General features: G+C 62.3%; 21 protein-coding genes. 10 read left to right on the top strand and 11 right to left on the bottom strand.

Annotation, left to right across the window (positions count from 1 at the left end; all coding sequences use genetic code 11):
- Positions 1-318: 318 nt before the first annotated feature.
- The gene (locus ACN0YJ_RS11105) at positions 319-699 is read right to left on the bottom strand and encodes a DUF6481 family protein (protein ID WP_417496232.1); all 381 of its coding nucleotides are present in this window, start codon (positions 697-699) and stop codon (positions 319-321) included.
- Between the two features lie 798 nt (positions 700-1,497).
- On the opposite strand from ACN0YJ_RS11105, the gene ubiT reads away from it, so the two are divergent.
- The 4 genes from ubiT to ACN0YJ_RS11085 are packed head-to-tail and all read left to right on the top strand — an operon-like array spanning position 1,498 to position 4,296.
- Entirely contained in the window at positions 1,498-2,043 is a 546-nt protein-coding gene (gene ubiT / locus ACN0YJ_RS11100; protein ID WP_417496231.1) for a ubiquinone anaerobic biosynthesis accessory factor UbiT, read from the top strand.
- Complete coding sequence (gene ubiU, locus ACN0YJ_RS11095; protein WP_417496230.1) at positions 2,040-3,056, top strand: ubiquinone anaerobic biosynthesis protein UbiU; 1,017 nt, start codon at positions 2,040-2,042, stop codon at positions 3,054-3,056. Before ubiT ends, ubiU begins: the two co-directional genes overlap by 4 nt.
- Positions 3,053-3,955 (top strand): ubiquinone anaerobic biosynthesis protein UbiV, encoded by a 903-nt coding sequence (ubiV, locus tag ACN0YJ_RS11090; protein WP_417496229.1) that lies wholly within the window; start codon positions 3,053-3,055, stop codon positions 3,953-3,955. Before ubiU ends, ubiV begins: the two co-directional genes overlap by 4 nt.
- Positions 3,940-4,296 (top strand): chorismate mutase, encoded by a 357-nt coding sequence (locus ACN0YJ_RS11085; protein ID WP_417477166.1) that lies wholly within the window; start codon positions 3,940-3,942, stop codon positions 4,294-4,296. Before ubiV ends, ACN0YJ_RS11085 begins: the two co-directional genes overlap by 16 nt.
- A gap of 32 nt (positions 4,297-4,328) precedes the next feature.
- Here the strand turns inward: ACN0YJ_RS11085 and ACN0YJ_RS11080 are convergent, their stop codons facing one another.
- The 5 genes from ACN0YJ_RS11080 to ACN0YJ_RS11060 all read right to left on the bottom strand — a co-directional run bounded on the left by ACN0YJ_RS11080 (position 4,329) and on the right by ACN0YJ_RS11060 (position 10,498).
- The gene (locus ACN0YJ_RS11080; protein WP_417489742.1) at positions 4,329-5,087 is read right to left on the bottom strand and encodes an SDR family NAD(P)-dependent oxidoreductase; all 759 of its coding nucleotides are present in this window, start codon (positions 5,085-5,087) and stop codon (positions 4,329-4,331) included.
- Between the two features lie 165 nt (positions 5,088-5,252).
- Positions 5,253-6,017 carry a protoglobin domain-containing protein gene (locus tag ACN0YJ_RS11075; protein ID WP_417496228.1) on the bottom strand — a complete coding sequence of 255 codons (765 nt, stop codon included), beginning with the start codon at positions 6,015-6,017 and terminating at the stop codon, positions 5,253-5,255.
- Positions 6,018-6,126: 109 nt separating this feature from the next.
- A complete protein-coding gene (locus ACN0YJ_RS11070) occupies positions 6,127-7,548 on the bottom strand; it encodes a coniferyl aldehyde dehydrogenase (protein WP_417496227.1) in 1,422 nt (473 codons plus the stop codon).
- Positions 7,549-7,602: 54 nt separating this feature from the next.
- Positions 7,603-9,213, bottom strand: coding sequence for a GMC family oxidoreductase (locus tag ACN0YJ_RS11065; protein WP_417496226.1), 1,611 nt, complete (start codon positions 9,211-9,213; stop codon positions 7,603-7,605).
- Positions 9,206-10,498, bottom strand: coding sequence for a serine hydrolase domain-containing protein (locus ACN0YJ_RS11060; protein WP_417496225.1), 1,293 nt, complete (start codon positions 10,496-10,498; stop codon positions 9,206-9,208). Before ACN0YJ_RS11060 ends, ACN0YJ_RS11065 begins: the two co-directional genes overlap by 8 nt.
- A 249-nt stretch (positions 10,499-10,747) precedes the next feature.
- On the opposite strand from ACN0YJ_RS11060, the gene ACN0YJ_RS11055 reads away from it, so the two are divergent.
- The 4 genes from ACN0YJ_RS11055 (at position 10,748) to ACN0YJ_RS11040 (ending at position 16,152) form a co-directional block, all read left to right on the top strand.
- Entirely contained in the window at positions 10,748-13,468 is a 2,721-nt protein-coding gene (locus ACN0YJ_RS11055) for a TonB-dependent receptor (RefSeq protein WP_417496224.1), read from the top strand.
- Positions 13,469-13,543: 75 nt separating this feature from the next.
- On the top strand, positions 13,544-13,960 hold the full coding sequence (locus tag ACN0YJ_RS11050) for a hypothetical protein (protein ID WP_417477173.1): 417 nt from the start codon (positions 13,544-13,546) through the stop codon (positions 13,958-13,960).
- Between the two features lie 3 nt (positions 13,961-13,963).
- Positions 13,964-14,944, top strand: a complete 981-nt coding sequence (locus ACN0YJ_RS11045; protein WP_417496223.1) for a sterol desaturase family protein — start codon at positions 13,964-13,966, stop codon at positions 14,942-14,944.
- Between the two features lie 119 nt (positions 14,945-15,063).
- Positions 15,064-16,152, top strand: a complete 1,089-nt coding sequence (locus ACN0YJ_RS11040; protein ID WP_417496222.1) for a ferritin-like domain-containing protein — start codon at positions 15,064-15,066, stop codon at positions 16,150-16,152.
- 87 nt (positions 16,153-16,239) lie between these two features.
- On the opposite strand, the gene ACN0YJ_RS11035 is transcribed toward ACN0YJ_RS11040, so the two are convergent.
- Positions 16,240-17,670, bottom strand: coding sequence for a helix-turn-helix domain-containing protein (locus ACN0YJ_RS11035; RefSeq protein ID WP_417496221.1), 1,431 nt, complete (start codon positions 17,668-17,670; stop codon positions 16,240-16,242).
- 145 nt (positions 17,671-17,815) lie between these two features.
- Here ACN0YJ_RS11035 and aceA point away from each other — a divergent pair, with 145 nt between their 5' ends.
- Complete coding sequence (gene aceA, locus ACN0YJ_RS11030; RefSeq protein ID WP_417496220.1) at positions 17,816-19,102, top strand: isocitrate lyase; 1,287 nt, start codon at positions 17,816-17,818, stop codon at positions 19,100-19,102.
- Positions 19,103-19,180: 78 nt separating this feature from the next.
- Positions 19,181-20,821 (top strand): malate synthase A, encoded by a 1,641-nt coding sequence (gene aceB, locus ACN0YJ_RS11025; protein ID WP_417496219.1) that lies wholly within the window; start codon positions 19,181-19,183, stop codon positions 20,819-20,821.
- Positions 20,822-20,904: 83 nt separating this feature from the next.
- Here the strand turns inward: aceB and ACN0YJ_RS11020 are convergent, their stop codons facing one another.
- The 4 genes from ACN0YJ_RS11020 to ACN0YJ_RS11005 form a co-directional block, all read right to left on the bottom strand.
- Complete coding sequence (locus tag ACN0YJ_RS11020; RefSeq protein WP_417477179.1) at positions 20,905-21,426, bottom strand: hypothetical protein; 522 nt, start codon at positions 21,424-21,426, stop codon at positions 20,905-20,907.
- Positions 21,423-23,375: an acetate--CoA ligase gene (gene acs / locus ACN0YJ_RS11015; protein ID WP_417496218.1), complete on the bottom strand. Its 1,953-nt coding sequence runs from the start codon at positions 23,373-23,375 to the stop codon at positions 21,423-21,425. The genes ACN0YJ_RS11020 and acs overlap by 4 nt, the downstream gene beginning before the upstream one ends.
- A gap of 139 nt (positions 23,376-23,514) precedes the next feature.
- Complete coding sequence (locus tag ACN0YJ_RS11010; protein WP_417477181.1) at positions 23,515-25,275, bottom strand: SulP family inorganic anion transporter; 1,761 nt, start codon at positions 25,273-25,275, stop codon at positions 23,515-23,517.
- Positions 25,265-26,134 carry an MBL fold metallo-hydrolase gene (locus tag ACN0YJ_RS11005; protein ID WP_417496217.1) on the bottom strand — a complete coding sequence of 290 codons (870 nt, stop codon included), beginning with the start codon at positions 26,132-26,134 and terminating at the stop codon, positions 25,265-25,267. The genes ACN0YJ_RS11010 and ACN0YJ_RS11005 overlap by 11 nt, the downstream gene beginning before the upstream one ends.
- Positions 26,135-26,161 lie beyond the last annotated feature (27 nt).

Here is a 26,161-nt window from a genome sequence, read left to right as displayed (position 1 = left end):
CTGATTTGCAAGCCGGGTCTGCCGTGCACATCACCCCCAATCAATAAATCCCGGACAGCAGTGGACTTTCGTCAGGATGACAAGGATTTGGTTACTCAGAGAAAGTTGCGTGTCGGCCCGCAAACGCAGGCGCGAGGCCGTCACCAGCTCCGCCCCGGGCTGCGCCCGGCGCACCTCTTCCATCAAGGAAGAGGAGGGAGATAATCGAAGCGGAGGACATCATCACCTCCTCTTCCTTGATGGAAGAGGTGGCCGCGAAGCGGTCGGAGCTGGTGAGGATGGCGGGCGCTACCGTGGGCGGTCTCGCCCCAACGCCCCCTAGCGCTTGCGCTTTTTCCGCGCCGCATAACGCGCATCGCGCTCGGCCTTCTTCGCGGCTTCTTCGGCGATATGGCGCTCGAGCTCGGCCTTTTCCTCGGCTTCGCGTGCCGCAGCTTCGGCTGCCTCGGCGGCGAGGGCGGCGGCTTCGCGTTCGGCGCGTTCGGCGGCCTTGCGCGCCTTGGTTTCGGCGTTCACCCGCTCACGCTCGATGCGGCGAGCTTCGCGCGCCTCCGCGATGGCGGCGCGTTCGGCGCGCTTGGCGGCCAGCTCGGGGTCGTCGAGTTTCGGGGCGGACTTGAATTTCTCCAGAAGCTTTTTCTTGGCCTCCGCAGCATGCTGTTTGCGGTCGGCGAATGTCGGATGTGCTGAATTTTTCAAGCTGCAGTCGTCCCTGGTCTGGTTGAAAGCCGGTATGGCTTGCCGAAATTGACGGCGATTGGCCCCTGTCTGCCCCCGCAGACGCGGCAGCACAACCCCGCATGGGGTCATCTTGCATGAGTTTCACGGCGCAATGTCGCATTTTTGGAGCGGGGAGGGTGACGGTCGCGGCGGTGAGCGCCCGCTTATCCCCGCCCTCTGCAAATTATCCCACGTCATTCCGGCGAAGGCCGGGCCCTCGATGGGACAAGTGCGGAGCCCGCGAAATCGCGGTCCCGACTTTCGTCGGGAAGACGAATTTTGGGTGATGTTATCCCCACCCCCATGAGCCTGGCGCATAATCCAACTGTTCCGGTCGCACGGGAGGCGTGAGCTCAGTCATTTGCGGCGGTCGGGAGCGTGGAGCTCGTCCGGACAGAGGGGTGACAGCCCGAGTCCCGGTGAGGCCATGATCGGGGAAGACCGGCATGAATGCTCGACTGTTCGTCCACGGTCATTTCGAGGCAGGGCCCGCGAGGGACCTGAGTAAATCTCCACGTGCGGGACGTCACGGATGCCCCCTAAACCTACAACAGCTCCGGCATTCGCCGGCGTCCCGCACACCTCCCATTCGAGAGGTGAACCACTCAAACCTCCAGCGGCAAGCCGCGTGGAGATTTTGGTGCAGCCTGCTCGCAGGCTACGGGCTGCGCGCCTATGTCGCAGATTCAGGTTTTGATAAATATCAAGTCTTGGCGTTATCACTGATCGACGGATTTTAATCCGACGGGTGATCAAAACAGGACGGGATGCTCAATCATGCTGCCACAATCGCTGCTTCATCCCGTTCATGCTGCCGGTCGCTTTTTGTCGGCCCGGCCCTGGCCGCAAGGTCCCCTCGGACGCTTGGGCGGGCGGGTGGCGGCCACGGCGATGCAGCCGCTGGCCGTGATGTTGACGGCGTCGCTGCGGCGGCTGGCGCGGCAGCGGCCCGACGTGTTCGAGCGACTGGGGCCGGCGCGCCAGGCCCGTATCCTGATTTGTCCGGCCGGTCTGCCAGTCGCCTTTCTGGTGCGTCCGGACGGCGGCGCGGGCGCGGTGCAGGTCGTCAGGGCGGCCGCGCCGACGCCGTGCGAGGCACGGATTGAAGCGCCGCTCGATCTGCTATTGCGCCTGATGCAGGGCAGTGAGGATGGCGATGCCGCCTTCTTCGCCGCCGATCTGTGGATCGAGGGCGAGACCGCCGTCGTGCTCAGCCTGCGCAATGCGATCGAGGAGGCGGAGATGCGGCTGGCTGATCTCGTGCCGCTGCCATCGCTGCCACCGGGCCCATGGCGTCCGGCGAAACAGGGGCGGCGATCATGAGCCGCGGCGCGCTTGAGCTGGTCTGCCCGGCGGGCACCCCCTCGGCCCTGCGTGCCGCGGTCAATGCCGGCGCCGATACCGTCTATTGCGGGCTGCGCGACGAGACCAATGCGCGCAATTTTCCGGGCCTCAATTTCTCCGACACCGAACTGGCCGAGGCCGTCACCTATGCGCATCAGCGCGGCGCCAAGGTGATGGTGGCGATCAATACCTTCGCCCAGGCTGGCAAGACGGCGATCTGGGCCCGCGCCGTCGATGCGGCGGCTGCGGCGGGCGCTGATGCCATCATTGCCGCCGATATGGCGGTGCTGGGCCGGGCCGCCTCGCATCATCCCGAGCTGCGGCTGCATCTCTCGGTCCAGGCCGCCGCCGGGACGCCGGAAGCGATTCGTTTCTATGCCGAGCGCTTTGGCGTCCGGCGTGTCGTGCTGCCACGCATTCTCTCCATTCCGGAAATCAAGGCCCTGATCGGCGAGATCGATATCGAGGTCGAGGTCTTCGCCTTTGGCGGGCTGTGCGTGATGACGGAGGGGCGGTGTGACCTGTCTTCCTATGTCACCGGCCGATCGCCCAATCTCGACGGGGTCTGCTCGCCGCCCGAAGCCGTGAGCTATTCACGCGAGGATGGCAGCCGCTCCGTCGCGCTCGGCGGATTGACGATCGACCGCAAGGCGGAGGGCCAGCCGCTCGGCTATCCAACCCTGTGCAAGGGCCGCTTCATGGCGGGCGGCCAGACGGGGCATTTGTTCGAGGATCCTGTCAGTCTCAATACGATCGATGTCCTGCCGCAATTGCGCGATGCCGGTGTCACGGCGCTTAAGATTGAGGGGCGCCAGCGCGGCAAGGCCTATGTCGAAGCGGTGACGCGGCAATTCCGGCAGGCCATTGACGGGTTGGGACAGGCGGCCAGACCGGAGGCGCCGGATGGCGGGGCGGCGGGCGTGTCGCTGCTCAACACACTGGCCGAAGGCCAGCGCGGCACGGTGGGAGCGTACAAGAAGACATGGCGATGAACCCGACCCCGATACCCTTGAGCCTGGGGCCGCTCTATTTCAACTGGCCCTCGGCGCAATTGCTCGACTTCTATGCCCGCATTGCCGATGAATGCCCGGTCGACCGGGTCTATCTCGGCGAGATTGTCTGCGGCAAGCGCGGTCCTCTGACCCAGGCGGCGGTGGCCAGTGCGGCGGAGCGGCTCGAGCGGGCCGGCAAGACCGTGATCTGGTCGACCCTGATCTCCCCGGTCAATCGCCGCGAACGCCGCCTGACCGAGGAATTGGTCCGTGATGGCGAGCATGTCGAACTGAATGATTTTGGCGGTCTGGCCAGCCGTGGCGGCGCCGCCTTCACCGCCGGGCCCTTCCTCAATGTCTATAATGAAGACACGGCCCTGATGCTGAAGGCCATGGGGTGCACGCGCTGGTGTCCGCCGGTGGAGCTTTCCTTGGATTCGATCGCGAAAATCGCGCAGCTCTGCCCCGGCCTGGAGATTGAATTATTCGGCTTTGGCCGCTTGCCCCTGGCCCATTCCGGGCGCTGCTATCATGCGCGCCAGCACAAGCTGAATCGCGACAGCTGCCGCTATGTCTGTGAGCAGGATCCCGACGGCTGCCGGGTCTCGACGCTCGATGGCACCGCCTTTCTCGCCTTCAATGGCGTGCAGACCCTGTCCGATGGCCTGCAATTATGTACCGAGACGGCCGACAGCTTGCGGGCAGCGGGCATATCAGCCCTGCGCCTGTCGCCGCACAGTGTCGGCATGGTCGAGGTCGCAAATGCCCTGCGCGGCTATCTCGACGGGGCGAGCAGTGCGGTGGAGCTGGTCGAGACGGTGCGCGCCTCGACCCTGCCATTGCCGCTGGTCAATGGCTATCTGGGCGGGAAGGCGGGGCGCGAATGGACGATGGCGTAAACGGGACAAGCCTCGAGGCGGTCCGGCTGAAAATCGACCGGGTCGACCGGCAATTGGTTCGCCTGCTGGCGGCGCGCAAGGGTCTGGTCGAGACCGCGGCGCGCATCAAGCGCCATCCACGCTATGTCGTCGATGCCGACCGTAATGAAGCGGTGCTGGAGCATGTGCGGCGCTGCGCGCGCGAATTCGGCTTGCCGCAGGCCTTTGCCGAGCGGGTCTGGCGCTTTCAGACAGAATTATGGGTTCGTCACCAGCTTGATCTCATGGTGCGCGAAAGCGGTGAAGTGCCCTATGCCGGGAATCGGTCGGCATCGCCCGGACACCCGCTTCGTACGCGATAAGACGGGGCATTTTTGTAAGTTAAATTAAAGGTTTAGCGCACATAGCTCGCGCCATTGATGTCGATGCAGCTGCCCGTTGCGCTCTGGCAGGCGCCAGAGGCGAGGAAGGCACACATGGCGGCGATCTCTTCGGGCTCGGCCATGCGGCCGATCGGGATTTCCGACTGGGCGGCGGCAACACCGGCGGCGTTTTGCGGCGCCATGCGGGTATTGATCCAGCCCGGCGTGAGGGCATAGGCGTAGATCGAATCCGGCCCCCATTGGCGCGCCAGCGTCTTGGTCAGCGACAGCAGACCGGCCTTCGATGCGCCATAGGCGATATGGTCACGATCCTCGCCGCGATAGCCGGCGCGGCTGGAAATGTTGACGATCGAGCCACCGCCACGCTCCACCATGCCGGGAATGGCGGCGCGGCAGATATCGGCGACGGCCATCAAATTGACCTGGAGAATACCGGCCCAGCCCGCTTCCCACTCGGCATCAGTGGCTTCGAAGGGGGTCGCCCAGTGAATGCCGGCATTATTGATGATGGTATCAAGCTTGCCGCCGGCCAAGTGCTGGGCGGCCTCGACCAGGTCGCGTCCGGCGCCGGGCATCGACAGGTCGGCCTGCACCGCACCCAACGCCCGTGGTCCGATCTCGCGCACGGCCAGATCGGCATCACTCATATTGGCATTGCCGTGCAGGACCACTTCGGCGCCTTGCTCGGCGAACAGTTTCGCTGCCGCCAGGCCGACACCATGGCTGGAACCGGTGATCAGGGCGCGTTTGCCAGCGAGAGGGAGATACATGATCCGTGTCCTGTTGTGACTTCCTGGCACGAGCTAACCCAACGCGTCGGGACTGCCAAGGGGAGCGATGTTTACAGCAGCCTTTATTGCGAAATCGACGTCACGACCGAACCGTCACAGGCTCCAATGTCGACAGTGTTTACGCGCGGGCCTGACTTGCGGGGCTCAGGCTGCGCCCGTGGCGGTCAGGAACTCATTCATTTTCGATTTCAAATCATCGAGTTGAGCCTGGACCGTGGCGGTTGATCGGGTGACGGACCGAGCCAGTTCGGCGGCGCTCAAAACCGGATCTGCCGTCGCGGCCGGGTCGGAATTGGCGAGCTGGCCGGCGGCTTGATTGAGCGACCCCATCGCGGCGTCAAGTTCGGACATCGAATGCGCAAAGGCTTGCCGGAAGGCATTCGAGAATTTCAGCCGGGACAAGCGGGCCTTGGACTGCTCGGCTTCGGAATAGCTGGTCAGGGCAACGCCGATATCCAGCAAGGCGGCGCGTGTCAGGGCATCAACGACCACGTCCCGGGAATGACTCGATTTCTGTCCCTTGCGACCCGTTCCGCCATCCAGCTGGCTGGCATCGCGCATCAGTTTCGACAATACGGCCGCATAGCCGGTCAGAAAGGCATGGGGCTCAAGGCCGATCGAACAATGGACCGTGCCGATCCGCTTCGCCGATTCCAGGTAAGTCTCGTCGAACAGGCCCGACAGCAGTGTTCTCCAGTGTGCGTATTGCTTCTGCCGGACATGGGTGAGCTGTTCGACATCTTCAAAGAATGCCGAGAGATCGGGATTATCCGCAATCGTGGTGTAGAGCTCGAGCAGGGCCTTTTTCAGCCGGGGCGCGCTTTCATGACCCCAGCGGTCCATCTCCTCGGAAGCTTCCGGTGTCAGACCCATGGCGTCGACCAGGTGACGAAATTCCACAAAATTCATAGAGACGCCCCCGCTGTCCACACCGGCTGCCGGGTGCGACTCATGGGCCGCACCGATGCGGTCAGCCTTCAGGCATTCGGCGGCATCGTCAATTGCGGATTGCGATGTGTCAGCTCATCTGTTTTTTCGACACGGTCTCGTAAAACTTGCCATAGGGCGGGGCGAGCAGGCGGGACGGATGCCATTTGCCGGTCGCGAAGACCGAGCGCTCATGGGTGAAAGTCAGGAAGCCGGCTTCCCCATGATAGCTGCCCTGGCCGGACGCTCCGATGCCGCCGAAGGGCAGGTCGGGTACGGAGAGGTGGAGAAGATTGGTGTTGATGCCAACGCCGCCGGACTGGCTCTGGTCGAGGATGCGCGCGGCCATCTCCTTGTCGGTGGAATAGACATAGAGCGCCAGCGGGTGCTCGTGATCGGCGACATAATTCGTCGCCGCATCGATCTCGCTATAGCCGATGATCGGCAGTAGCGGTCCGAAGATTTCCTCGGTCATCAGCTTTGAATCGGCGGGCGGATTGAGGATCACCGTCGGCGGAATCTTGCGCGCCGCCTGGGCGGCCTGGGCGTCATGCTCGGCCTGCAGGATTTCGGCGCCGCCGGCGCGGGCTTCCTCGATCATGCCGGTCAGGCGCTCATAATGACGGTCCGAGACGATGGCGGTATAGGCGTCATCGCCGGAGGATTCGGGGAATTCATGCTGGGCGATCTTGATGATTTCCTCGCCCATGGCGCGTTCCTCGCCATTGGGCACCATTACATAATCGGGGGCGACACAGGTCTGGCCGGCATTGAGGAATTTGCCCCAGCCGATGGATTTCGCAGCGCTGAGCTTGGGATATCCGGGGGTGACAATCGCCGGCGATTTGCCGCCAAGCTCGAGTGTGACAGGCACAAGGTTTTCCGCGGCAGCCATGGCGACAAGGCGTCCGACCTGGGTCGAGCCGGTATAGAAAAGATGGTCGAATTTGAGCCGTGAGAAGGCTTCGCCCACTGCCGGACCGCCGGTGATAACGCAGACATGGTCTTCCTCGAAGGCCTCACCGATCAGGCGTTTCATCAGCTCGGCTGTGGCCGGGGTCAATTCAGAGGGCTTGATCATGGCGCGGCAACCGGCCCCGAGTGCGGCCACCAGCGGTGCCATGGCGAGCTGGAAAGGATAGTTCCAGGGCGAGACAATACCAACCACGCCCTTGGGCTCACGGCGGATGGTGGCCTTGCCGGGCATCAGCGTCATCGGCACACCGACGGAGCGGGTCTTGGCCCATTTGCCGATATGTTTGGCGGTGTGGTCCGCGTCCTGGATGACGAAGGCGATCTCGGCGATGACGCTTTCCTGTTTGGCGCGATTGCCGAAATCACGGCTGATCGCTTCGCAGATTGCATCGCTATTCTTGCGGCACAGATCGGCAATGCGGGCCAGGTCGGCCTTGCGCAGATCGATCGGCCTGTGGCGCTCATGGCGAAAGGCGTCGCGCTGTGTGGCGAGCAGGGACTTCATGCGTTCGATCTGCTTGGCTTCGGCTTCGCTCATGGCGGCCTCCTGATTTCGTCTGCGTGCGGTCGGCTGGACTCAAGACCCTTGAGGTCAGGCGGTGTTATTGTCTTGCGCGATCATGTCACCGGCGCGGGTGGCGACCATGATCGTCGGCGCATTCGTATTGCCGCCGACCAGGCGCGGCATCACGGACGCATCAACGACGCGCAACCCGGCGACACCCTTGACGCGGCAGCGGCTGTCGGTGACCGCCATTTCGCCCGATCCCATCGCGCAGGTCGAGGTCGGATGATACAGGGTTTCAGCGCGTTTACGAACATCATCCTTGAGCCCGTTGAGCGTTGTGACCTCCGCACCAGGCCAGCGTTCCGACTTGCGATCATAGTCAAAGGCCGGTGAAGCGAGAATCTCGCGGACCTTGCCGAGACCATCGGCGAGCACATCGAGATCGAATTCATCCTGCAGATAATTCGGCTGGATCGCCGGATGCTCGTAGGGATCGGTCGATTTGAGCGTGATTTCGCCGCGGCTCCTTGGATAGAGCTGGCAGGCATGCAGCGTGACGCCATGCCCGCTCGCCTTCTCGATGCCGTGCGGATTGGAGATGGCCGGGATGAAGACCAGTTGAAGATCGGGCAGATCGCCCGCGAAGGCGGATTTGATGAAGGCACCACCCTGCACCGGATTGACGGTGAAGGGCCCGTCGCCGGCCAGCGCCCAGCGTGCCACCATATACATATGGCTCGGAATGGAGCGCAGCGAATTGCCGATCGAGGTCGAGGATTTGGTCCAGAGCTGGGCCGTGATGTCGAGATGATCCTGCAAATTCTTGCCCACACCCGGCACGTCAGATTCGACGGCAATACCCATCGCGCGCAATTCGTCGGCCGGGCCGACGCCCGAGAGCAACAGGGTTTGCGGTGAATTGATCGCTCCGCCTGACAGGATGATTTCCTTGCGGGCGGTGAGGGTCGTGGTGACACCATCAATATCGACTTCGACGCCTGTGGCGCGGCCGCCTTCGATAATGACGCGGCGGACCATCGCCTTGGTGGTCACCGAGCAGTTTTCGCGCTCCAGGGCCGGGCGCAGGAAAGCGTCGGCTGCAGAGCAGCGCTTATTGCCCTTCTGCGTGACCTGATAGGGGCCGAAGCCTTCCTGGGTCGGGCCATTGAAGTCGGAATTGCGCTTGTATTGCAGCTCGTCGCCGGCCTTGAAAAAGGCCTCGGTCAGCGGATTGAGCGGTTTGATGTCCTGCACCCAGAGCGGGCCGTCCGTGCCGTGCAGCTCGCTGGCGCCGCGGGTCTGGTGCTCGACTTCCTTGAAGGCGGGCAGGGCATTGGCCCAGTTCCAGCCTTGCGCGCCATAGCCACTTTCCCATTCGTCGAAATTCTCGTGGGCACCGCGCATATAATGCATGGCATTGATCGAGGAGGAGCCGCCCAGCGTCTTGCCGCGGGGCCAGAGCAGTTTGCGGTCATGCAGGTGTTTCTGCTCCTCGGTCCAATAGCCCCAGTTGAAGGCTTCGCCGGTGACGGCATATTGCAGCAACATCGGGGTGCGGATGATCGGACTATTGTCCGAGCCGCCGGCCTCGAGCACACAGACCGAGACGGACGGATCGCGCGAGAGGCGTTCCGCGACCGTGCACCCGGCCGAGCCGGCGCCGCAGATAATGTAGTCGTAACAGGTCTCACTCATTGCCAGTCTCCGTAAGGTCGGAAGCGACTGGATCCGATGGCTCTGTGGCGGGGGCGTCGACCTGAGTTTCATCGACCGGGCCACCATAATGGGCGGCGAGGGCACGCATCGCAGAAATCGATTCCGCGGTACGCCCGGTCCAGGCCGGATCGGCCGCGGTGCGTGCGATCACGATATTGCGGCGCTCATCGACCCAGACATACTGCCCGTAGACACCGGCCATGAAGTATTCGCCATCGTGGTCTTCAGGCACCCAGAAATGCAGGCCATAGCCGCGATGGGGATAGACTGATGCCGGGCCGGCCTCCTGGAAGGCCGCGTTCGGACGGGTGGCCATTGTCACCCAACCCTCGGGCAGCAGGCGCTGGCCGTCCCAGACACCGTCCTGAAGGTAGAACTGGCCCATCCGGGCATAGTCCTCGACGCGGGCATTGAGGCAGCAATAGCCAATCGCCATGCCGTTATCGCCCTGGATATTCTGGTTCCAGGACGCATCGCCTGTCATGCCGAGCGGGCGCCAGATCTTGGTCTCGACGATTTGGGCGAGCGGCGCGTTATAGATGCCGCGAACGACCGCGGACAGCACCTGGGTATTGGCGCTGACATAGTGCAGGTCCTGACCAGCGGGCCGGTCGCGTTCAATTGCGGCCACCAGCTCGTCGATATTCTGGCCATATATATTGGCGCCGAGGAAAAGGCGGCGGATGTCGGAACCCGGCGCGTTATAGTCTTCCTCGAAATCGACGCCCGCCGACATCATCAACAGATGGCGAAGCGTGGTCTGCCCGTAGGCCGTGCCGGCATATTGTGGCGCGAACATTTCGGCGGTCTGGTCGAGGCTGCCGATATGGCCGTCCTGCATCGCCATCGCGATCAGGGTCGCGACAAAACTCTTGCCGACCGACCAGCTGGTATGCCGGGTCTCGACCGTGGCATCGAGCCTGTATTCCTCGTGCACGACGACGCCATCATGCAGCACGATCAGCCCGGTGGCATCGGAGTCTGTTTGCCAGGCATCAACCGTCCGGGTCTGGCCGTCGAACTCGAAACGGACATCGTCATTGCGGCTGTCGCGGGTCAGGGGAATCGCCGAATCCTGTGCGGAAATCGTCCGGTAGGGGAAAATATCGTCCATATTGCGAAATGTGGGAACGAGCTGGTCCGGCTGCGTGGCGGCCTGAATCTCGGCCGGGGAGTACTCGGACCACGGCCGGTAATACCAGCCGGCGGCGATCACCGTCAGGGTTGCGATAATCGCACCCAACCCTATGAAAAATCTTTTCATTTCTCTCCCCACAGTCTGCAAAATGAACGCTGTTCACTTCGCAGCCTAGCAGAGTCCGGGCGGGATGAAAGAGGTTCGCAGTGGCGATGATGCGAATTTGTAAGTGCGGTATGCATGCATCATGTCAGAACCTTTTTCGTCTGGACCGGAAAAACGGGCTGACAGGAGGGGGCGGGAATGCTCAAATGGGCCTAGATACGCGGATCGGTTGGTTAAAAAAAACCGCGTCTTAAGGGGAGAAAAATTCACATGAAAATATTCTCAAAAGCGGCTGTCATGGGCACGACCGCCATTCTTAGCGGATTGATTGCCGCGTCCGGCGCGCTCGCGCAGGTCGAGACGATCACCGTCACCGCGCAAAAGCGCGAACAGACGCTGCAGGACACGCCGGTATCGGTTGCTGTCGTCACCGGCGAGCAAATCGAACAATCGCAAATCCGCGATGCAGCCGATCTGCAGATGCTGGTCCCATCGCTGCGCGTTTCAGAGTTCGCCACGTCGACCAATACGGAGTTCAACCTCCGTGGCATCGGGACGTCGAGCTTCAACCCGGGCCTCGAGCCTTCGGTTGGCGTCTTCATCGATGGCGTCTATCGCCCGCGCTCCGGCTCGGCGATCAATGACCTGTTGTCGGTTGAGCGCGTCGAAGTTATCCGCGGTCCACAATCGACCCTGTTTGGCCGTAATACGCCAGCCGGTGTTGTCAGCATCCTGACCCAGAAGCCGGAATACGAGTTCGGTTATACGGGCGAAGTGACGATCGGCAATTTCGGCTCGCGCATCCTGCGCGGCACCGTGACCGGCCCGCTGTCCGACAGCATGGCCTTCCGTCTTGATGCCACGACGCATACGAATGATGGCTACATCACCGCCGAAGATGGCCGCGACATCAATAATCGCGATCGTCAGAGCTATCGTGGTCAGCTGTTGTGGAATCCGGGCGATAACACGGAAATTCGCGTGATCGCCGATTTCGGCACGATTGACGAGAATTGCTGTGCCGCACCGTTTGCCTATTACGATCCGATCGACCAGGGGGCCATTGTGGGGCTCGGCGGCACTGCCGTTCCGGCTGATCCGCATGGCGGCCGCATCGCGATTGATGGCGACCTGAACACCGTGCTGGACACGTCCGGCATCTCCTTCCAGGTCGATCATGATTTCGACGCCTTCACGCTCACCAGCATCACAGCCTGGCGCAATTACGACGAAGATCAGAGATTCGACGCTGACTTCTCGGATCTCGATCTTGTCAGTGATCGCCATATCCAGAACCAGTATGACAGCTTCACCCAGGAATTCCGGCTGACCTCGACCGGCGACAACACGATCGACTGGATGCTCGGCGGGTTCTATTACGACAACCAGCTGCACTTCCGGAATTCGACGCCTTACGGCGCCGATGCGCGGAACTTCTTCGATGCTGCATCGGCACCCAGTGTCGCGGCACTGGTTTCCAGCCTCGGTCTGCCTGCCGGTACTGGCGGTATCACGTTGCTGGAGTTCTTCCTCGACATGAACCAGGGCGCCGGCGTCGGCAATTTCGTGCCGCTGGCCTCGGGCAGTGCAGCCCTGCCGACGACGCCTGCCGAGGGCTTCATCGACACCACGCATGGTCTGATTTCGGAAGATTATCAGTATGACACCGAGGCCTGGTCCTTCTTTGGCCAGCTCGATTTCAACGTGACGGATAACTTCACGGTCACGGTCGGCGGTCGTTATTCGAACGAAGACAAGACGATGGTCACCCAGATCAATCAGCCTGATCCGATGTCGGCCTTCAGCTTCCTCGATCTGGCGCAGGACCTGCGTCTGGTAGCGCCGGGCTTCTGTGATCCGGGGCTCTTCCCGGTCATCGGCGGCGATGCCTGCGCCTACCTCGTGCCGGTCGTTCTGCTCGGCCAGGGCGCGACGCATTACCCGGATCCTCTGGGTGGCGCACCGATCCCGATCAACCCGTCCTCGCCACTGCCATCCTACCTGGCCGGCACAGCCTTTAACCCACTGCTCGGCTTTAGCGCCTTCCAGAACTGGGAACCGGTCAATGCGGCTGATTTCCCGACCTCGCGTAACGACACCAATTTCTCGGGCAATATCATCCTGTCCTATGACGTGTCGGATACGCTGAACGTCTATGCGAGCTATGCCACAGGCTTCAAGCCAGGCGGCTTCAACGTCTCGACCAATGCGGCCTTCACCGGCGTGTTCGAGTTTGAGGAAGAGACCTCCAGCTCGTTCGAAATTGGTATGAAGGGTGCCCTGTTCGACAACCACCTCGCCTATGCGGTGGCCCTGTTCGACCAGGAAATCGAAGGCTTCCAGACCAACAACTTCGTGGGTAACGGTTTCGCCCTCGAGAATGCCGGTTCCATCCAGGTTTCCGGTCTCGAGTTCGAGGGTACATGGGCACCGACCCCTGGTCTGGTCTTCACCGGTGGCTTCACCTACCTGTTTGAAAGCAAGTATGGCGACTACCAGTACGCACCTTGCCCCGATGGCTTTAACGGTGTCGGCGCCTGGGATGCGGGTGATCCGAACTTCGCACTTTGCGAAGTGGGGGCCGAGCGTACCAATACCGCTGGCGTAACGGCGCTGTTCAACGATCTGTCGGGTCGTGATCGCGGCAATTCCGAGTTCGTTGGATCGATCACCGGTACGTATACCTGGGCGGTTGCCGATACGATGGAGGCCTTTGTTCGCGCTGAAGCGACCAATATCTCCAGCTTCGGCCTCACCACCTCGCAGGATCCGCGTACTTTTGCCAACCAGGATGGCTTCACCATGATCAATGGCAGCTTCGGCATCGGTGCCGAGGACGGCCGTTGGGGTCTCCAGTTCTGGGGACGCAACCTGTTTGAACAAGAGTATGTCAAAGGGGCCTTCCCGTCGGTTGGTTATCTGGGAACCAGCGTCAATGCTTATCCCGGCGATCCACGGACCTATGGTGTGACCCTGCGTATCCGCGGGTAAACAGCGTTCAATTTTCGCTTTGAATGGGGGCGAAGGCTGTATAGCCTTCGCCCTTATTCTTTGTGGGAGCGCGCAATGATGCTCGTTTTGTTACTCGCGGGTTCGCTGACCGGTGTTGCTGCCATGGTGGCCCTGAACCATTGGCTTGGACTGGCTGAGCCAGCGTGCCTGCGCGATCTTGACGAGGCCGTTGAGCGACTGGATACGGATGCCGTCGGGTTTGATGCCGGTGAGGCTGTACTGGCCGAGGACGGCACCGCAGCGCTGGTCGAAGCCGCTGATGGCAGCTGCATCGGCCTGCTTGCCGCCCGGGGCGACCAATTCGTCATCCGGTATTTGAAACCGGGACTGGTACAGGCGGCCCGGATCGGCGAGGGTGGCCAGCTGACGATCCGCCTGGAAGACTTCACCTTCGCGCCGGTCGTTTTCCCGTTTGGCGCATCACCGCGCATCCGGCACTGGGCCGACAAACTCAACGCGTTGCAGGGCTGAATTATGGAAAATGTCCCGGCTTTCGTCCGCGATCTCGACCCGATCGTCTTTGCGATTCCGATCTTTGTCGTCGCTGTGTTTGCGGAAATGATCTATGCGCGTACCCGTGGTGGCGCGCGCTTCGATCCACGCGACACCGCGTCCAGCCTGATGATGGGGCTGGGAAATACGGTGTCTGGAATCCTGTTTGCCGGGCTTCTGACGGCCTGGTTCATGTTCGTTTATGACCACCGGTTTTTCACTATTGGGTTTGCGTGGTGGATCTGGATCCTGGCCTTCGTGCTCGACGATTTTGTGTATTACTGGTCGCACCGCCTCGCGCATACGGTGCGCTGGTTCTGGGCCGATCATGTCGTGCACCATTCCTCACAGCACTATAATCTCACCACGGCGCTGCGGCAGCCCTGGCTCAGCCCGTTGACGCTCAAATTCATGTGGCTCGGCTCAGCGATGGTCCTGCTGGGTTTCCATCCGCTGATGGTCGGCTTCCTTGGCGCGCTGAACCTGATCTACCAATTCTGGATTCACACCGAAGTGATCAAGCGTTGTCCGCCCTGGTTCGAGGCCGTGATGAATACGCCGTCGCACCATCGGGTGCATCACGCGACCAACCCGCTCTATCTCGACCGCAATTATGCCGGCGTTTTCATTATCTGGGACAAGCTGTTCGGCACCTACCAGCCCGAGCTGGACGCCGAGCGCTGCCGATATGGCATTGTCACCAATCTGGGGACCAATAATCCGATCAAGATCAGCATGCATGAATGGTTTGCGATCATTTCCGATATGCGGCGGGCCCGGTCCTTGCGCGACGCGATGATGTATCTGCTCGCCCCACCCGGCTGGTCGCCGGATGGTTCGCGCTCGACCTCGAAACAGATCAGGGCGCGCTGGGCCAAGCGGTCGGGCAGCGTTGCGCCGACAAAGCCGGACAGCGAGCCGACGACCGATAGTGCAGCCGCGCCACAGAGTGCCGCGGAGTAGGTGAATGGTTATGACGGATTCGGCAAACCCCTTGCCTTCCGGAAAAATATGACTGATGTTGGGGAAGTGAACGTTGTTCACCACTGAATTTTTGGCCATACCTGGGGAGGTTCAACGCCATGGGAACGCTTCGCGATCTCTATCCGATGCCGAATATCGACAAGTCGTGGTCCGTGCCACAGGATTTCACCACCCTGTTTGACTGGGAGTATGATGAGGGTCGCACGACGCTCATGCATCTCTACCAGAAGGGCAAGGACATGCAGTGGGATGCGGTCAACCGCATCGACTGGACCCAGGAACTGGACTTTGAAAATCCCATGCAAATGCCCGAAGAGGCCAATGCGATTTTCGGCTCCCCGATGTGGGACAAGATGAACAAGTCGGAGAAGCGCGAATTTCGCCGCCACTCCCAAGCCTGGAATATCTCCCAGTTCATGCAGGGCGAGCAGGCGGCACTGATCTGCGCCGCCAAGATCGTGCAACAGGTTCCCGATCTCGACGCCAAATTCTATGCCTCCACCCAGGTGATGGACGAGGCGCGCCATGTCGAGGCCTACAAGAATCTCCTGACCAAGTTCGGCGTCGCCTATCCGATGACCGCGCCGCTGCAACAGCTGATCGACCAGGCCCTGCGCGACAGCCGCTGGGACATGACCTATCTGGCGATGCAGGTCGTTATTGAAGGTCTGGCGCTCGCCGCCTTCGGCACGATCCGCGATGTCGCCCAGAACCCGCTGGCCCGCATGGTCAATGCCTATGTGATGGAAGACGAGGCGCGCCATGTTGCCTTTGGCCGCCTGTCACTGCGCGATTATTATCCGACCCTGACGGACGCCGAGCGCGATGAACGCGAGGAATTCCTCGTCGAGGCCTGCTATCTGATGCGCGACCGCTTCCAGGCACGCGAAGTGTTTGAAGTGATGGGCCTGCCCGTCGATGAATGCGTCAGATACGTCGAGCAATCGGCCACCATGCAGCTGTTCCGGACCTTCCTGTTCCAGCGCATCGTGCCGATCGTCAAGGATATCGGCCTGTGGGGCCCGCGCATCCAGAAGGCCTATGTCGATATGGGCGTGATGCACTTCTCCGAACTCGATCTCGACGAGCTCTCTTCCCAGGACGAGAAAATCGCCGCCGAGTTCGACGAGCAGAACCAGGATGTACGCACGGCCTATGTCCAGTCTGTCGCCGGGCATGCCGAGTAATCGTCGCTCGGATCCGCGAGTTTTGTTGTCGGATTGAATCAATTTGGGCCCCGCCTCGGCGGGGCCCTTTTTGTATCAACCGGCAGCTCAATCCTCGCCGAAGGAATAGGGCGAGGCGCGCAGCTGGTGCAGGTCCATATGGAGTTTGCGATTGAGCGGCGGGAAGGCGCGCTGGGCGCAATCCTCGCGCTCGCACAGGCGGCAGGCGATACCGACCGGCTGCACGCGGCTGCCTTCCAGTCCGTCGGCATGGACGATCTTCTCGGCATGGACCCAGTCGCAGCCCAGCGCGATGGCGTGGATGACCGGCCGCTGCCCGATCGGGGCGGCGCTGACCTGGCCGCGGGCGATCGAGAGATTGCGCTTGCCGTCGGGCAATTCGAACGCCTGCACCAGCAGCCGCTCGGGCTGGCCCAGCGCGTCATAAAGATTCCATTTCGGGCAGCCCCCGCCGGAGCGCGCGAACGGCATGATGCCGCCGCCAAAGCGTTTCGAGACATTGCCCGCCTGGTCGACCCGGATCATGAAGAAGGGCAGGCCGCGTGCGCCCGGGCGCTGCAGCGTGGTGAGACGGTGGCAGACCTGTTCGAAACTGACCTCGAAACGGCGCTGCAGCCGGTCGACATCATAGCGCGTCGCCTCGGCCGTCTTGAGAACTTCGGCATAGGGCATGTGGACGGCACCCGCGAAATAATTGGCGAGGCCGATGCGGTAGAGCTTGCGCGCTTCGTCCGAGGGCAGGTTGGCGTTTTCGCACAGCGCGTCGAGTGTCTCGCCCAGCTCGAGCGAAGCGAGCACCACGGCCATGTTGAAGGAGCGGGATCCCGGCGCCAGGGCTTCAGACAGAAGCAGGCGCCGGCCATGGAAGTCGAGCCGCCGGCGGGCGCCAGCCATGATGGTCTCGTCGAGAATGCGCACCGCGAAGCCGTGCCGTTCCAGCAAATGGCGGGAGAGGGCGCTCTCGCACAGGCGCGGCCGGATGCCGGCCTGTTCGATCAGGGCCTCGGCGGCTTCTTCCAGCTCAGGGAAGTGATTGTGCCGCGCATCGAGGGCATCGCGTACGCTTTCCAGCACCGCGCCGGGCCCGCCATGGGCCGCGCCCGAGCCCGACATGCGGCTGGCCAGATCGGCGGTGGCGGCATTGGTCTCGCGATAGGATTGGTAGAGGCGGGCAAAGGCTTCGGCGACGCGCGGATGCGCCTCGCTCAACTCGTTGAGCTCGATGCGGTCGAGCTCCATGCCGGCCAGCAGCGGGTCTGAGGCCGCCTCGCGCAGATCAGCCAGCAATTGCTTGTCGGATTCCTGGGCAAAGGCGCGCACATCAACGTCGAAAGCATCTGCCAGCGACAGCAGCACGCGCGCCGTTACCGGGCGTTGATTGCGTTCCAGCAGATTGAGATAGCTGGCGGAGAGGCCGAGTGCGGTGGCCGCCTCGGCCTGGGTCATGCCGCGTTCGCGCCGCAGGCGCCGCAGACGGGCGCCGGCAAAAATCTTCTCGAGAGGCTGTAAATCGCTCATAATTTGTACCAAACTTTACAAGCTGACATAATGACAGTGTAATTTGTATACACCGTGTCCGCTTTCTATGGAAGGCTTTATGGACAGGCTCTATTCCGTTTGACACCGTAAGGGCAATTCAACTCCCACAGTTATGGTGACAAAAATGACAAGCTTCAAAGATCTGGTTCCCGGTGCCGCTGCTGACCGTTTTGACGGTATCGAGCGCGGCTATGGCGTCGAGGACGTCCTCAAGCTGCGCGGCTCGGTGCAGGTCCGCAATACGCTCGCTGAACGTGGCGCCGAAAAGCTCTGGAGCCTGCTCAAGACCGAGCCCTATATCAATGCGCTCGGCGCCATGTCGGGCAACCAGGCCATGCAACAGGTCCGTGCCGGCCTGAAAGCGATCTATCTGTCCGGCTGGCAGGTCGCTGCCGACGCCAATGTCGCCGGCGCCATGTATCCCGACCAATCGCTCTACCCGGCCAATTCCGGTCCCGAGCTGGCGCGCAAGATCAATCGCACCCTGCAACGCGCCGACCAGGTCGAGTTCTCTGAAGGTGAAGTGACGCGCGACTGGTTTGCGCCCATCGTCGCCGACGCCGAAGCCGGCTTTGGTGGCCCGCTCAACTGCTTTGAAATCATGAAGGCCTATATCGAGGCGGGCGCTGCCGGCGTTCACTTCGAAGACCAGCTGGCTTCGGAAAAGAAGTGCGGCCATTTGGGCGGCAAGGTCCTGATCCCGACCCAGGCGCATGAGCGCAATCTGATCGCGGCCCGTCTCGCGGCCGACGTGATGGGCGTCTCGACCATCACCGTTGCCCGCACCGATGCGGAAAGCGCCAAGCTGCTGACCTCCGATATTGATGAGCGCGACCATCCCTTCATCGATTTCGATGCCGGCCGTACGCCGGAAGGCTTCTATCGCATCAAGGACGGCGTCGGCGTCGATCATTGCATCGCGCGCTCGATCGAATACGGCAAATATGCCGACCTGTTGTGGTGGGAAACCTCCAAGCCGAATCTCGACGAGGCCCGCCGCTTCGCCGAGGCCGTGCAGAAGAAATATCCTGGCAAGATGATGGCCTATAATTGTTCGCCAAGCTTCAACTGGGAAGCCAATCTGGACAAGGATACCATCGCCAAATACCAGCGTGAGCTTGGCGCCATGGGCTATAAATTCCAGTTCGTGACCCTGGCCGGCTTCCACAGCCTCAACCACTCCATGTTTGAGCTGGCCCGCGGCTACAAGGATCGCGGCATGGCGGCCTATTCCGAGCTGCAACAGGCCGAATTCGGTTCTGAAGCCGATGGCTACACCGCCACGCGTCACCAGCGCGAAGTCGGCACCGGCTATTTCGACCAGGTTTCCCTGGCCCTGACTGGCGGCACTTCCTCGACAACCGCCATGGGCGAGTCGACCGAGTCGTCCCAGTTCGAAGCCGCCGAATAGAGTTCGGGCCCTCAGACCCGACGCGGGGTGTGCGCCCCAAACGCGCGCCCCGCACCTTTTTGCCGACAGGAGACAGCCATGACACAGATCACACCAAGCGGCGTTGAAATCCTTGGCCATCTCGAGCCGGGCTATCGCGATATCCTGAGCCATGATGCGCTGACCTTTCTGGCCGGCCTGCACCGGCGCTTCGAGAAGCGCCGCCAATCCCTGCTGCGCCATCGCACCGAGCGCCAGGCCGAGCTGAATGTTGGCGCGTTGCTGATGTTTCCGCACGAGACCGCGGATATCCGCGCCAGCGAGTGGAAAGTCCGCGCCGCGCCGGCCGATCTGCAAGATCGCCGCGTCGAGATTACCGGTCCGGTTGATCGCAAAATGGTCGTCAATGCGCTCAATTCCGGCGCCAAATGCTTCATGGCCGATTTCGAGGACGCAACTTCCCCGGTCTGGTCCAACCTGATCGAGGGGCAGATCAATCTGCGCGACGCGGTGCGCCGCGAGATCGATTATGTCGACGAGAAAAACGGCAAACGCTATTCCATCGATCAAGACGCTGCGGTGCTGATTGTCCGCCCGCGCGGCCTCCATCTCGACGAGCGCAACCTCCGGATCAACGGTCAGGCCATCTCCGGTGCGTTCTTCGATTTCGGCCTCTATCTGTTCAATAACCACGCCGCCCTGAAAGAGCGTGGGACGGGGCCGTATTTCTACCTGCCCAAGATCGAATCCCGTTTCGAGGCGCGGCTGTGGAGCCTTGTCTTCCAGCATGCCGAGGACGAGCTCGGTCTTGAGCGGGGCACGATCCGCGCGACCGTGCTGATCGAGACGCTGCCCGCCAGCTTCGAACTCGACGAGATCCTGTACGAGCTGCGCGGCAATATCGTCGCCCTGAATTGTGGGCGTTGGGATTATATCTTCAGTTATATAAAACGCTTGCAGGCACGCCCCGAACATGTCCTGCCTGATCGTTCGGCGGTGACCATGGCGACGCCCTTCATGGCGGCCTACTCGAAACGCGTCGTGGCTGTCTGCCATCGCCGCGGCGCGCATGCGATGGGTGGCATGTCGGCCTTTATCCCGGTCAAGGGCGATGAAGCGGCCAATGATGCGGCGCTCGAACAGGTCCGCCAGGACAAGCTGCGCGAAGTCAAAAACGGCCATGACGGCACCTGGGTCGCACACCCCGATCTCGTGCCGGTCGCCATGGCCGTGTTCGACAAGCACATGCCCAAGGCCAACCAGATCGATTTCGTCGATGAGTTCGCCATGCCGGTCACGACCCGCGATCTGCTGACCGCACCGCAAGGGGACATTACCGACGCCGGTGTTGCCGATAATATCGACGTCGCCATCCGCTATGTCGCGGCCTGGCTGGGCGGGCGCGGCGCGGTGCCGATCCGCAATCTGATGGAAGATGCGGCCACGGCCGAGATTGCCCGGGCCCAGCTCTGGCAGTGGCGCCGCTTTGACAAGTCGACCGCCGAGGGCACAGCCCTGACGGCAGACATGCTGGGCGCCAAGATCGAGGCGATCTGCAAGTCGATCCAGGCGGAAGTGGAGAGCCAGACCGAGGTGCAGGAGCGCATCGCCCAGGCGAGCACGATCCTGAAGGACCTCGTCCTGGCAGATGAATTTGTCGAATTCCTGACCCTGCCAGCCTATGACGTGCTGACCGAAGGTCTCAAGAAATCAATGCGCCTGAAGGAATTCGAGGACTGAGTTCACCGTCTTCGACGCGACCATAAAAAAAGACCGGCTGCGCCATGCGGAGCCGGTCTTTTGCATAGCGCTCGATAGCGGGGTTACAGGCCGGTCAAACCGCCCGATCCAGGCATGCGATAGCCGCACATATCGGCCAGTTTCCAGCCGTCAGCGGTCTGTTCGAAACGGCAGCTGAGATAATCGCGCATGGCGGTACCATAGGGCGGCGGCGCATCGGCCAGCGGCGTCGTGGCCGGCGGGGCGACACGGTTGTGGGCCGCTTGCGGATAGACCAGGACTTGCTGCACGGTTTCCGTCGCGGCGACGCGCGGATCATTGATGATGCACAGCGGCGGCTGCGACAGCATGCCAACCAGCGTGCCATTGGTCTCGCCTGGAGCACCCCAGACCCAGGCCCGCACCAACGGGTCGCGGCGGATGAAGGCATTGCGCAGCGCGTTTGGCGCCAGGCTCTGGCTCACATTGGTTTCATTATGGCTGATAATGGCAGCGAAGGCGGCCATCTCATGGGCTTGCGGCGCGCGGCATGCGGGCACGGTTTCGGTGGCGCAGGCGGCCAGCACACTGCTGGCGGCGACGGCAAGGACAACAACACGCTTCATCGGTTTTTCCGGTTCTCGATCAGATCTTCAACAACGCTCGGGTCTGCGAGTGTAGACGTGTCTCCCAGATTGCCAAACTCGTTCTCCGCGATCTTGCGCAGAATGCGCCGCATGATCTTGCCGGAGCGGGTCTTCGGCAGGCCCGGAGCGAACTGGACCAGGTCGGGCGTCGCGATCGGTCCGATCTCCTGGCGCACCCATTGCCGCAGCATTTTGGCCGAATCCTCGCTCGGCACGATGCCGGCATTGAGCGTCACATAGCAGTAAATGCCCTGACCCTTGATATCGTGTGGATAGCCAACCACGGCCGCCTCGGCGACGTCGGTGTGGGCGACGAGTGCGCTCTCGATTTCGGCCGTGCCGAGCCGGTGGCCGGAGACATTGAGAACATCATCGACGCGGCCCGTAATCCACCAATAGCCGTCTTCGTCACGGCGCGCGCCATCGCCGGTGAAATAGGCGCCGGGATAGGTCGAGAAATAGGTGTCGATGAAGCGCTGGTGATCGCCATAGATCGTGCGCGCCTGGCCGGGCCAGGACCGCTCGATGATCAGATTGCCTTCGGCCGCACCGGTATCAGGGATCGGGGCGCCCTCGCTGCTGACCAGGGCCGGCATGATGCCGAAGAGCGGTTTCGTCGCCGAGCCGGGCTTGAGATCGGTGGCGCCGGGCAGGGGCGAGATCATGATGCCGCCGGTTTCCGTTTGCCACCATGTATCGACGATCGGGCAGCGGCCATCACCGACGACGCGGTGATACCAGGTCCAGGCCTCCGGATTGATCGGTTCGCCGACCGAGCCGAGCAGGCGCAGGGAGGCCCGCGAGGAGCCCTGCACCGGCCCGTCGCCCTCGCGCATCAGGGCGCGGATCGCGGTCGGGGCGGTGTAGAAGATATTGACCTTGTGCTTGTCGATTACCTGCCAGAAACGGTCGGGCCCCGGCCAGGTGGGAATGCCCTCGAACATCAGCGTCGTGGCGCCATTGGCGAGCGGTCCGTAGAGGATATAGCTGTGGCCGGTGACCCAGCCGACATCGGCGGTGCACCAGTAGATCTCGCCGCGTTTGTAATCGAACACATATTCATGTGTCATCGCCGCCCAGACCATATAGCCGCCCGTGGTGTGCAGCACGCCCTTGGGCTGGCCGGTCGAGCCGGAGGTGTAGAGGATGAAGAGCGGGGCTTCCGCATTCATCGGCTCGGGCGGGCAGGTGGATGGCTGGCGCGCGATCAGGTCGTGATACCAGACATCGCGGGCCGGATCCCAGTTCATCTTGCCGCCAGTGCGCTTGACGACGACAACCTGTTTGACGCCGGGCGCGTGATGCATCGCCCGGTCGACATTGGCCTTCAGCGGCGTCGACTTGCCGCCGCGCATGCCCTCATCGGCGGTGATGACGATATCGCTAGCGCAATCATTGATCCGTCCCGCCAGGGCTTCGGGCGAAAACCCGCCAAACACCACTGAGTGCACCGCACCGATGCGCGCACAGGCGAGCATGGCGTAGGCCGCTTCCGGGATCATCGGCATATAGATGGTGACGCGTTCGCCCTTCTTGACGCCGAGCGATTTGAGCCCGTTGGCGAGGCGGCAGACATGGTCGTGCAGCTCGCCATAGGTGATCTTGGTGCTGGCCGCCGGATCATCGCCCTCCCAGATGATAGCCGTGTCATTGGCGCGTTCGGGCAGATGCCGGTCGATGCAATTGGCGCTGGCATTGAGCGTGCCGTCGGCGAACCAGCGAATATGCAGGTCATCCTTGTCCCAGGAAGTGTCCTCGACCTGGGTGAAGGGCGTTATCCAGTCGAGCCGCGCCGCTTCCTGACGCCAGAAGGTGTCCGGCTCCTCGACCGATTGCCGATACATCTGGGCATAGCGTTCGGCGTTCACGCGTGTGGAGCGCTTGTTGGCTTCGGTGACGGGATAGACGGTCTGGTCCTGGGACGGCATGGGCGGGACTCCAAGTTGGGTCGCGGGTTATGCGATAGTCTACCCCATCAGACCGGGTGCGATAGGGGGCGAAATCACGTTTCATCGCGGCGCTTTGGCATCAGGACTGTCAGCACTCCGCTTCGCTCGGCACCTCTGATCAGGGCTGCAGGCCTTCGGCCCGCAGCGTTGTTGCCGGGTCGAGGGTGCGCATGGCGGCGTATTGCGACAGGAAGACCTCGCCGCTGAGCTCTTCCAGGAAGCCGGCGGCACCAAGCCGGTCGCTGACCGGGCCGATCACTTCGGACAGGTGCAGTTTGACACCGGCATCCATCAGGCGGTGATTGATCGCGCGCAGGCTTTCCAGCGCGCTGGCGTCGACGAAATTCACCGCCGGGAACATCAACACGAAATCGGTGATGCCGTCATTTTCGGCAATGATGTCGGCGGCCAGCTCCTCAAGAAAACGCGCATTGGCGAAATACAGCGCGCCGTCGACACGCAGCGCATAGACATGCGGCGAGATAATCACTTCATGCCGGTCCGGATTGCGGAAATGATGCGTGCCCGGCACCTGGCCCACGCGGGTCCAGTGCGGCCGCATCGTGCGCTGCAATGCCGCGCCGACCGAGAGGACCACGCCGAGTGTGAGACCGATTTCGACGCCGAGGAAGATCACACCGAACAGGGTCAGAAATGCCGCCGCACCATCGGCCGGCGCGTATTTCCAGGCTTTCCAGAGCCCGCCGAAATCGGCCAGCTTGGCGACCGCCACCAGGATGGTCGCAGCCAAGGTGGCCTTGGGCAGGAAATGGAAGAGCGGCGTCAGGAAGACGGCGACCACCAGGATGATTGCGGCGGTAAACACGCCGGCCAGCGGGGTCTGCGCTCCGGCCGCCTCATTGACCACCGAGCGGGCAAAGCCGCCGGTGACCGGATAACCGCCGGTCAGGGCAGCGGCGGCATTGGCGGCGCCGAGGCCGAAGAGTTCCCGGTCCGGATTGACACTTTCGCGCCGGCGCGCTGCGAGTGATTGGCCGACAGAGACGCTTTCGACAAAGCCGATCAGCGAGATCAGCGCCGCCGGCCCGATCAGGGCGCGCCAGATATCGAGGCTGACGATGGGCAATTGTATCGGAGGCAAACCACTTGGCAGGGCGCCGACCACAGCCAGATCCGCGCCGCTATCAAGATGCAGGCTCCAGGCGATGGTGGTTGCCAGAACGACCAGGCCGGCCGGAGCGGCGCGGGCGATACCGCCGGCCATGTCTTCGCTCAGCTTCAGCGCCGTCAACAGGCGCGGCAGCACGGTGCGGGCCGCGACCAGGAAGGCGATACTGCCCACACCGATCACCAGCGCCACCAGATTGATGGCGCCGAGTTGCGGGCTCATCGACAGCAGGATTTCCGGCAGGGTCGAACCGTGCGAGTTGATGCCCAGGATATGCTTGGCCTGGCTGGCAATGATCAAAATGGTCGAGGCGGTGACAAAGGCACCGACCACCGGCCGGCTGAGGAAGTTGGAGACGCTGCCCAGCTTGAACAGGCCAAACAACAGCAGGAAGAAGCTCGACAGGGCCGCCAGCGCCCCGGCGGCCGCCATTTGCTGGGCCGGGTCGGTCAGGCCGAGATTGCCGATCGCGGCTGCCGTCATCAATGAGACGACAGCGACCGGCCCGACGGCGAGCACGCGGCTCGAGCCGAACAGGGCATAGGCGACCAGCGGTGCGATCGAGGCGTAAAGGCCCGCCTGCGCCGGCAGGCCGGCCAGCAGGGCATAGGCCAGGCTTTGCGGGATCAGCAGGATCGCCGTGATCAGGCTGGCGAGCGCATCCTCGCCGAAGGTGCGGCGGCTATAGCCTTCCAGCCATTGCAGGCCGGGCAGGACCCGCTTGGCGCGCTTGAAGATCTCAGACTGCATTGAGCGGGATTTTCAGATAGCGGCGGCCATTCTCCGCCGGCTCCGGCAGATGCCCGGCGCGCATATTGACCTGCACCGAGGGCAGGATCAGCGTCGGCATGGAGAGCGTCGCATCGCGCTCCGTGCGCATCTTGACGAAGTCCGCTTCGGTCGTGCCGGCCTTGATATGGATATTGCTGGCCTTCTGCTCACCGACCGTGGTTTCCCAAGCATAATGCTCGCGGCCCGGCGCCATATAGTCATGGCACATGAAGAGCCGCGTCTCGTCGGGCAGGGCGTAGATTTTCTGGATCGAGTGATAGAGCGTCGCCGCATCGCCGCCGGGGAAGTCGCAGCGCGCGGTGCCGAAATCGGGCATGAAGAGCGTGTCGCCGACAAAGCCGGCATCGCCGATATGATAGACCTGACAGGCCGGCGTATGGCCCGGCGTCCAGATCGCCTCGGCCTCGATCTCGCCGATCCTGAAACGCTCGCCATCCTCGAACAGATGATCGAATTGCGAGCCGTCATGGGCAAAATCCGGCCCGGCATCGAAGATCTCGCCGAACACGTCCTGCACCTGGCTGACATGATTGCCGATGCCGATCTTGCCGCCGAGCTTCTCCTTGATATAGGGCGCCGCCGAGAGATGATCGGCATGGACATGGGTTTCCAGCACCCACTCCACCGTCAGCCCCGCCGCGCGGACAAATTCGATCACCACATCGGCGGATTTTGTCGTCGTGCGCCCCGAGGCGGGGCAATAATTGAGCACGGAATCGATCACCGCGGCGCGTTTCGTCGCCGGATCCCAGACGACATAGCTGACCGTGAACGTGTCCGGGTCGAAGAAGGATTTGATTTCCGGTTTCTGCTTCATCGCTGGACTCCTGGGACGCGGATGGCT

This window comes from Maricaulis sp., assembly GCF_048270095.1.
GTDB lineage: Bacteria > Pseudomonadota > Alphaproteobacteria > Caulobacterales > Maricaulaceae > Maricaulis.
Note: the sequence above shows the minus strand (reverse complement) of the source record. Positions and strands in the feature narration are given on the sequence as shown.

Excerpts from the sequence above, each read along its gene's own strand:
- ubiT (WP_417496231.1), top strand. The coding sequence starts at position 1,498 with ATGCTGCCACAATCGCTGCTTCATCCCGTTCATGCTGCCGGTCGCTTT.
- ubiU (WP_417496230.1), top strand. The coding sequence starts at position 2,040 with ATGAGCCGCGGCGCGCTTGAGCTGGTCTGCCCGGCGGGCACCCCCTCG.
- ubiV (WP_417496229.1), top strand. The coding sequence starts at position 3,053 with ATGAACCCGACCCCGATACCCTTGAGCCTGGGGCCGCTCTATTTCAAC.
- ACN0YJ_RS11085 (WP_417477166.1), top strand. The coding sequence starts at position 3,940 with ATGGACGATGGCGTAAACGGGACAAGCCTCGAGGCGGTCCGGCTGAAA.
- ACN0YJ_RS11080 (WP_417489742.1), bottom strand. The coding sequence starts at position 5,087 with ATGTATCTCCCTCTCGCTGGCAAACGCGCCCTGATCACCGGTTCCAGC.
- ACN0YJ_RS11075 (WP_417496228.1), bottom strand. The coding sequence starts at position 6,017 with ATGAATTTTGTGGAATTTCGTCACCTGGTCGACGCCATGGGTCTGACA.
- ACN0YJ_RS11070 (WP_417496227.1), bottom strand. The coding sequence starts at position 7,548 with ATGAGCGAAGCCGAAGCCAAGCAGATCGAACGCATGAAGTCCCTGCTC.
- ACN0YJ_RS11065 (WP_417496226.1), bottom strand. The coding sequence starts at position 9,213 with ATGAGTGAGACCTGTTACGACTACATTATCTGCGGCGCCGGCTCGGCC.
- ACN0YJ_RS11060 (WP_417496225.1), bottom strand. The coding sequence starts at position 10,498 with ATGAAAAGATTTTTCATAGGGTTGGGTGCGATTATCGCAACCCTGACG.
- ACN0YJ_RS11055 (WP_417496224.1), top strand. The coding sequence starts at position 10,748 with ATGAAAATATTCTCAAAAGCGGCTGTCATGGGCACGACCGCCATTCTT.
- ACN0YJ_RS11050 (WP_417477173.1), top strand. The coding sequence starts at position 13,544 with ATGATGCTCGTTTTGTTACTCGCGGGTTCGCTGACCGGTGTTGCTGCC.
- ACN0YJ_RS11045 (WP_417496223.1), top strand. The coding sequence starts at position 13,964 with ATGGAAAATGTCCCGGCTTTCGTCCGCGATCTCGACCCGATCGTCTTT.
- ACN0YJ_RS11040 (WP_417496222.1), top strand. The coding sequence starts at position 15,064 with ATGGGAACGCTTCGCGATCTCTATCCGATGCCGAATATCGACAAGTCG.
- ACN0YJ_RS11035 (WP_417496221.1), bottom strand. The coding sequence starts at position 17,670 with ATGAGCGATTTACAGCCTCTCGAGAAGATTTTTGCCGGCGCCCGTCTG.
- aceA (WP_417496220.1), top strand. The coding sequence starts at position 17,816 with ATGACAAGCTTCAAAGATCTGGTTCCCGGTGCCGCTGCTGACCGTTTT.
- aceB (WP_417496219.1), top strand. The coding sequence starts at position 19,181 with ATGACACAGATCACACCAAGCGGCGTTGAAATCCTTGGCCATCTCGAG.
- ACN0YJ_RS11020 (WP_417477179.1), bottom strand. The coding sequence starts at position 21,426 with ATGAAGCGTGTTGTTGTCCTTGCCGTCGCCGCCAGCAGTGTGCTGGCC.
- acs (WP_417496218.1), bottom strand. The coding sequence starts at position 23,375 with ATGCCGTCCCAGGACCAGACCGTCTATCCCGTCACCGAAGCCAACAAG.
- ACN0YJ_RS11010 (WP_417477181.1), bottom strand. The coding sequence starts at position 25,275 with ATGCAGTCTGAGATCTTCAAGCGCGCCAAGCGGGTCCTGCCCGGCCTG.
- ACN0YJ_RS11005 (WP_417496217.1), bottom strand. The coding sequence starts at position 26,134 with ATGAAGCAGAAACCGGAAATCAAATCCTTCTTCGACCCGGACACGTTC.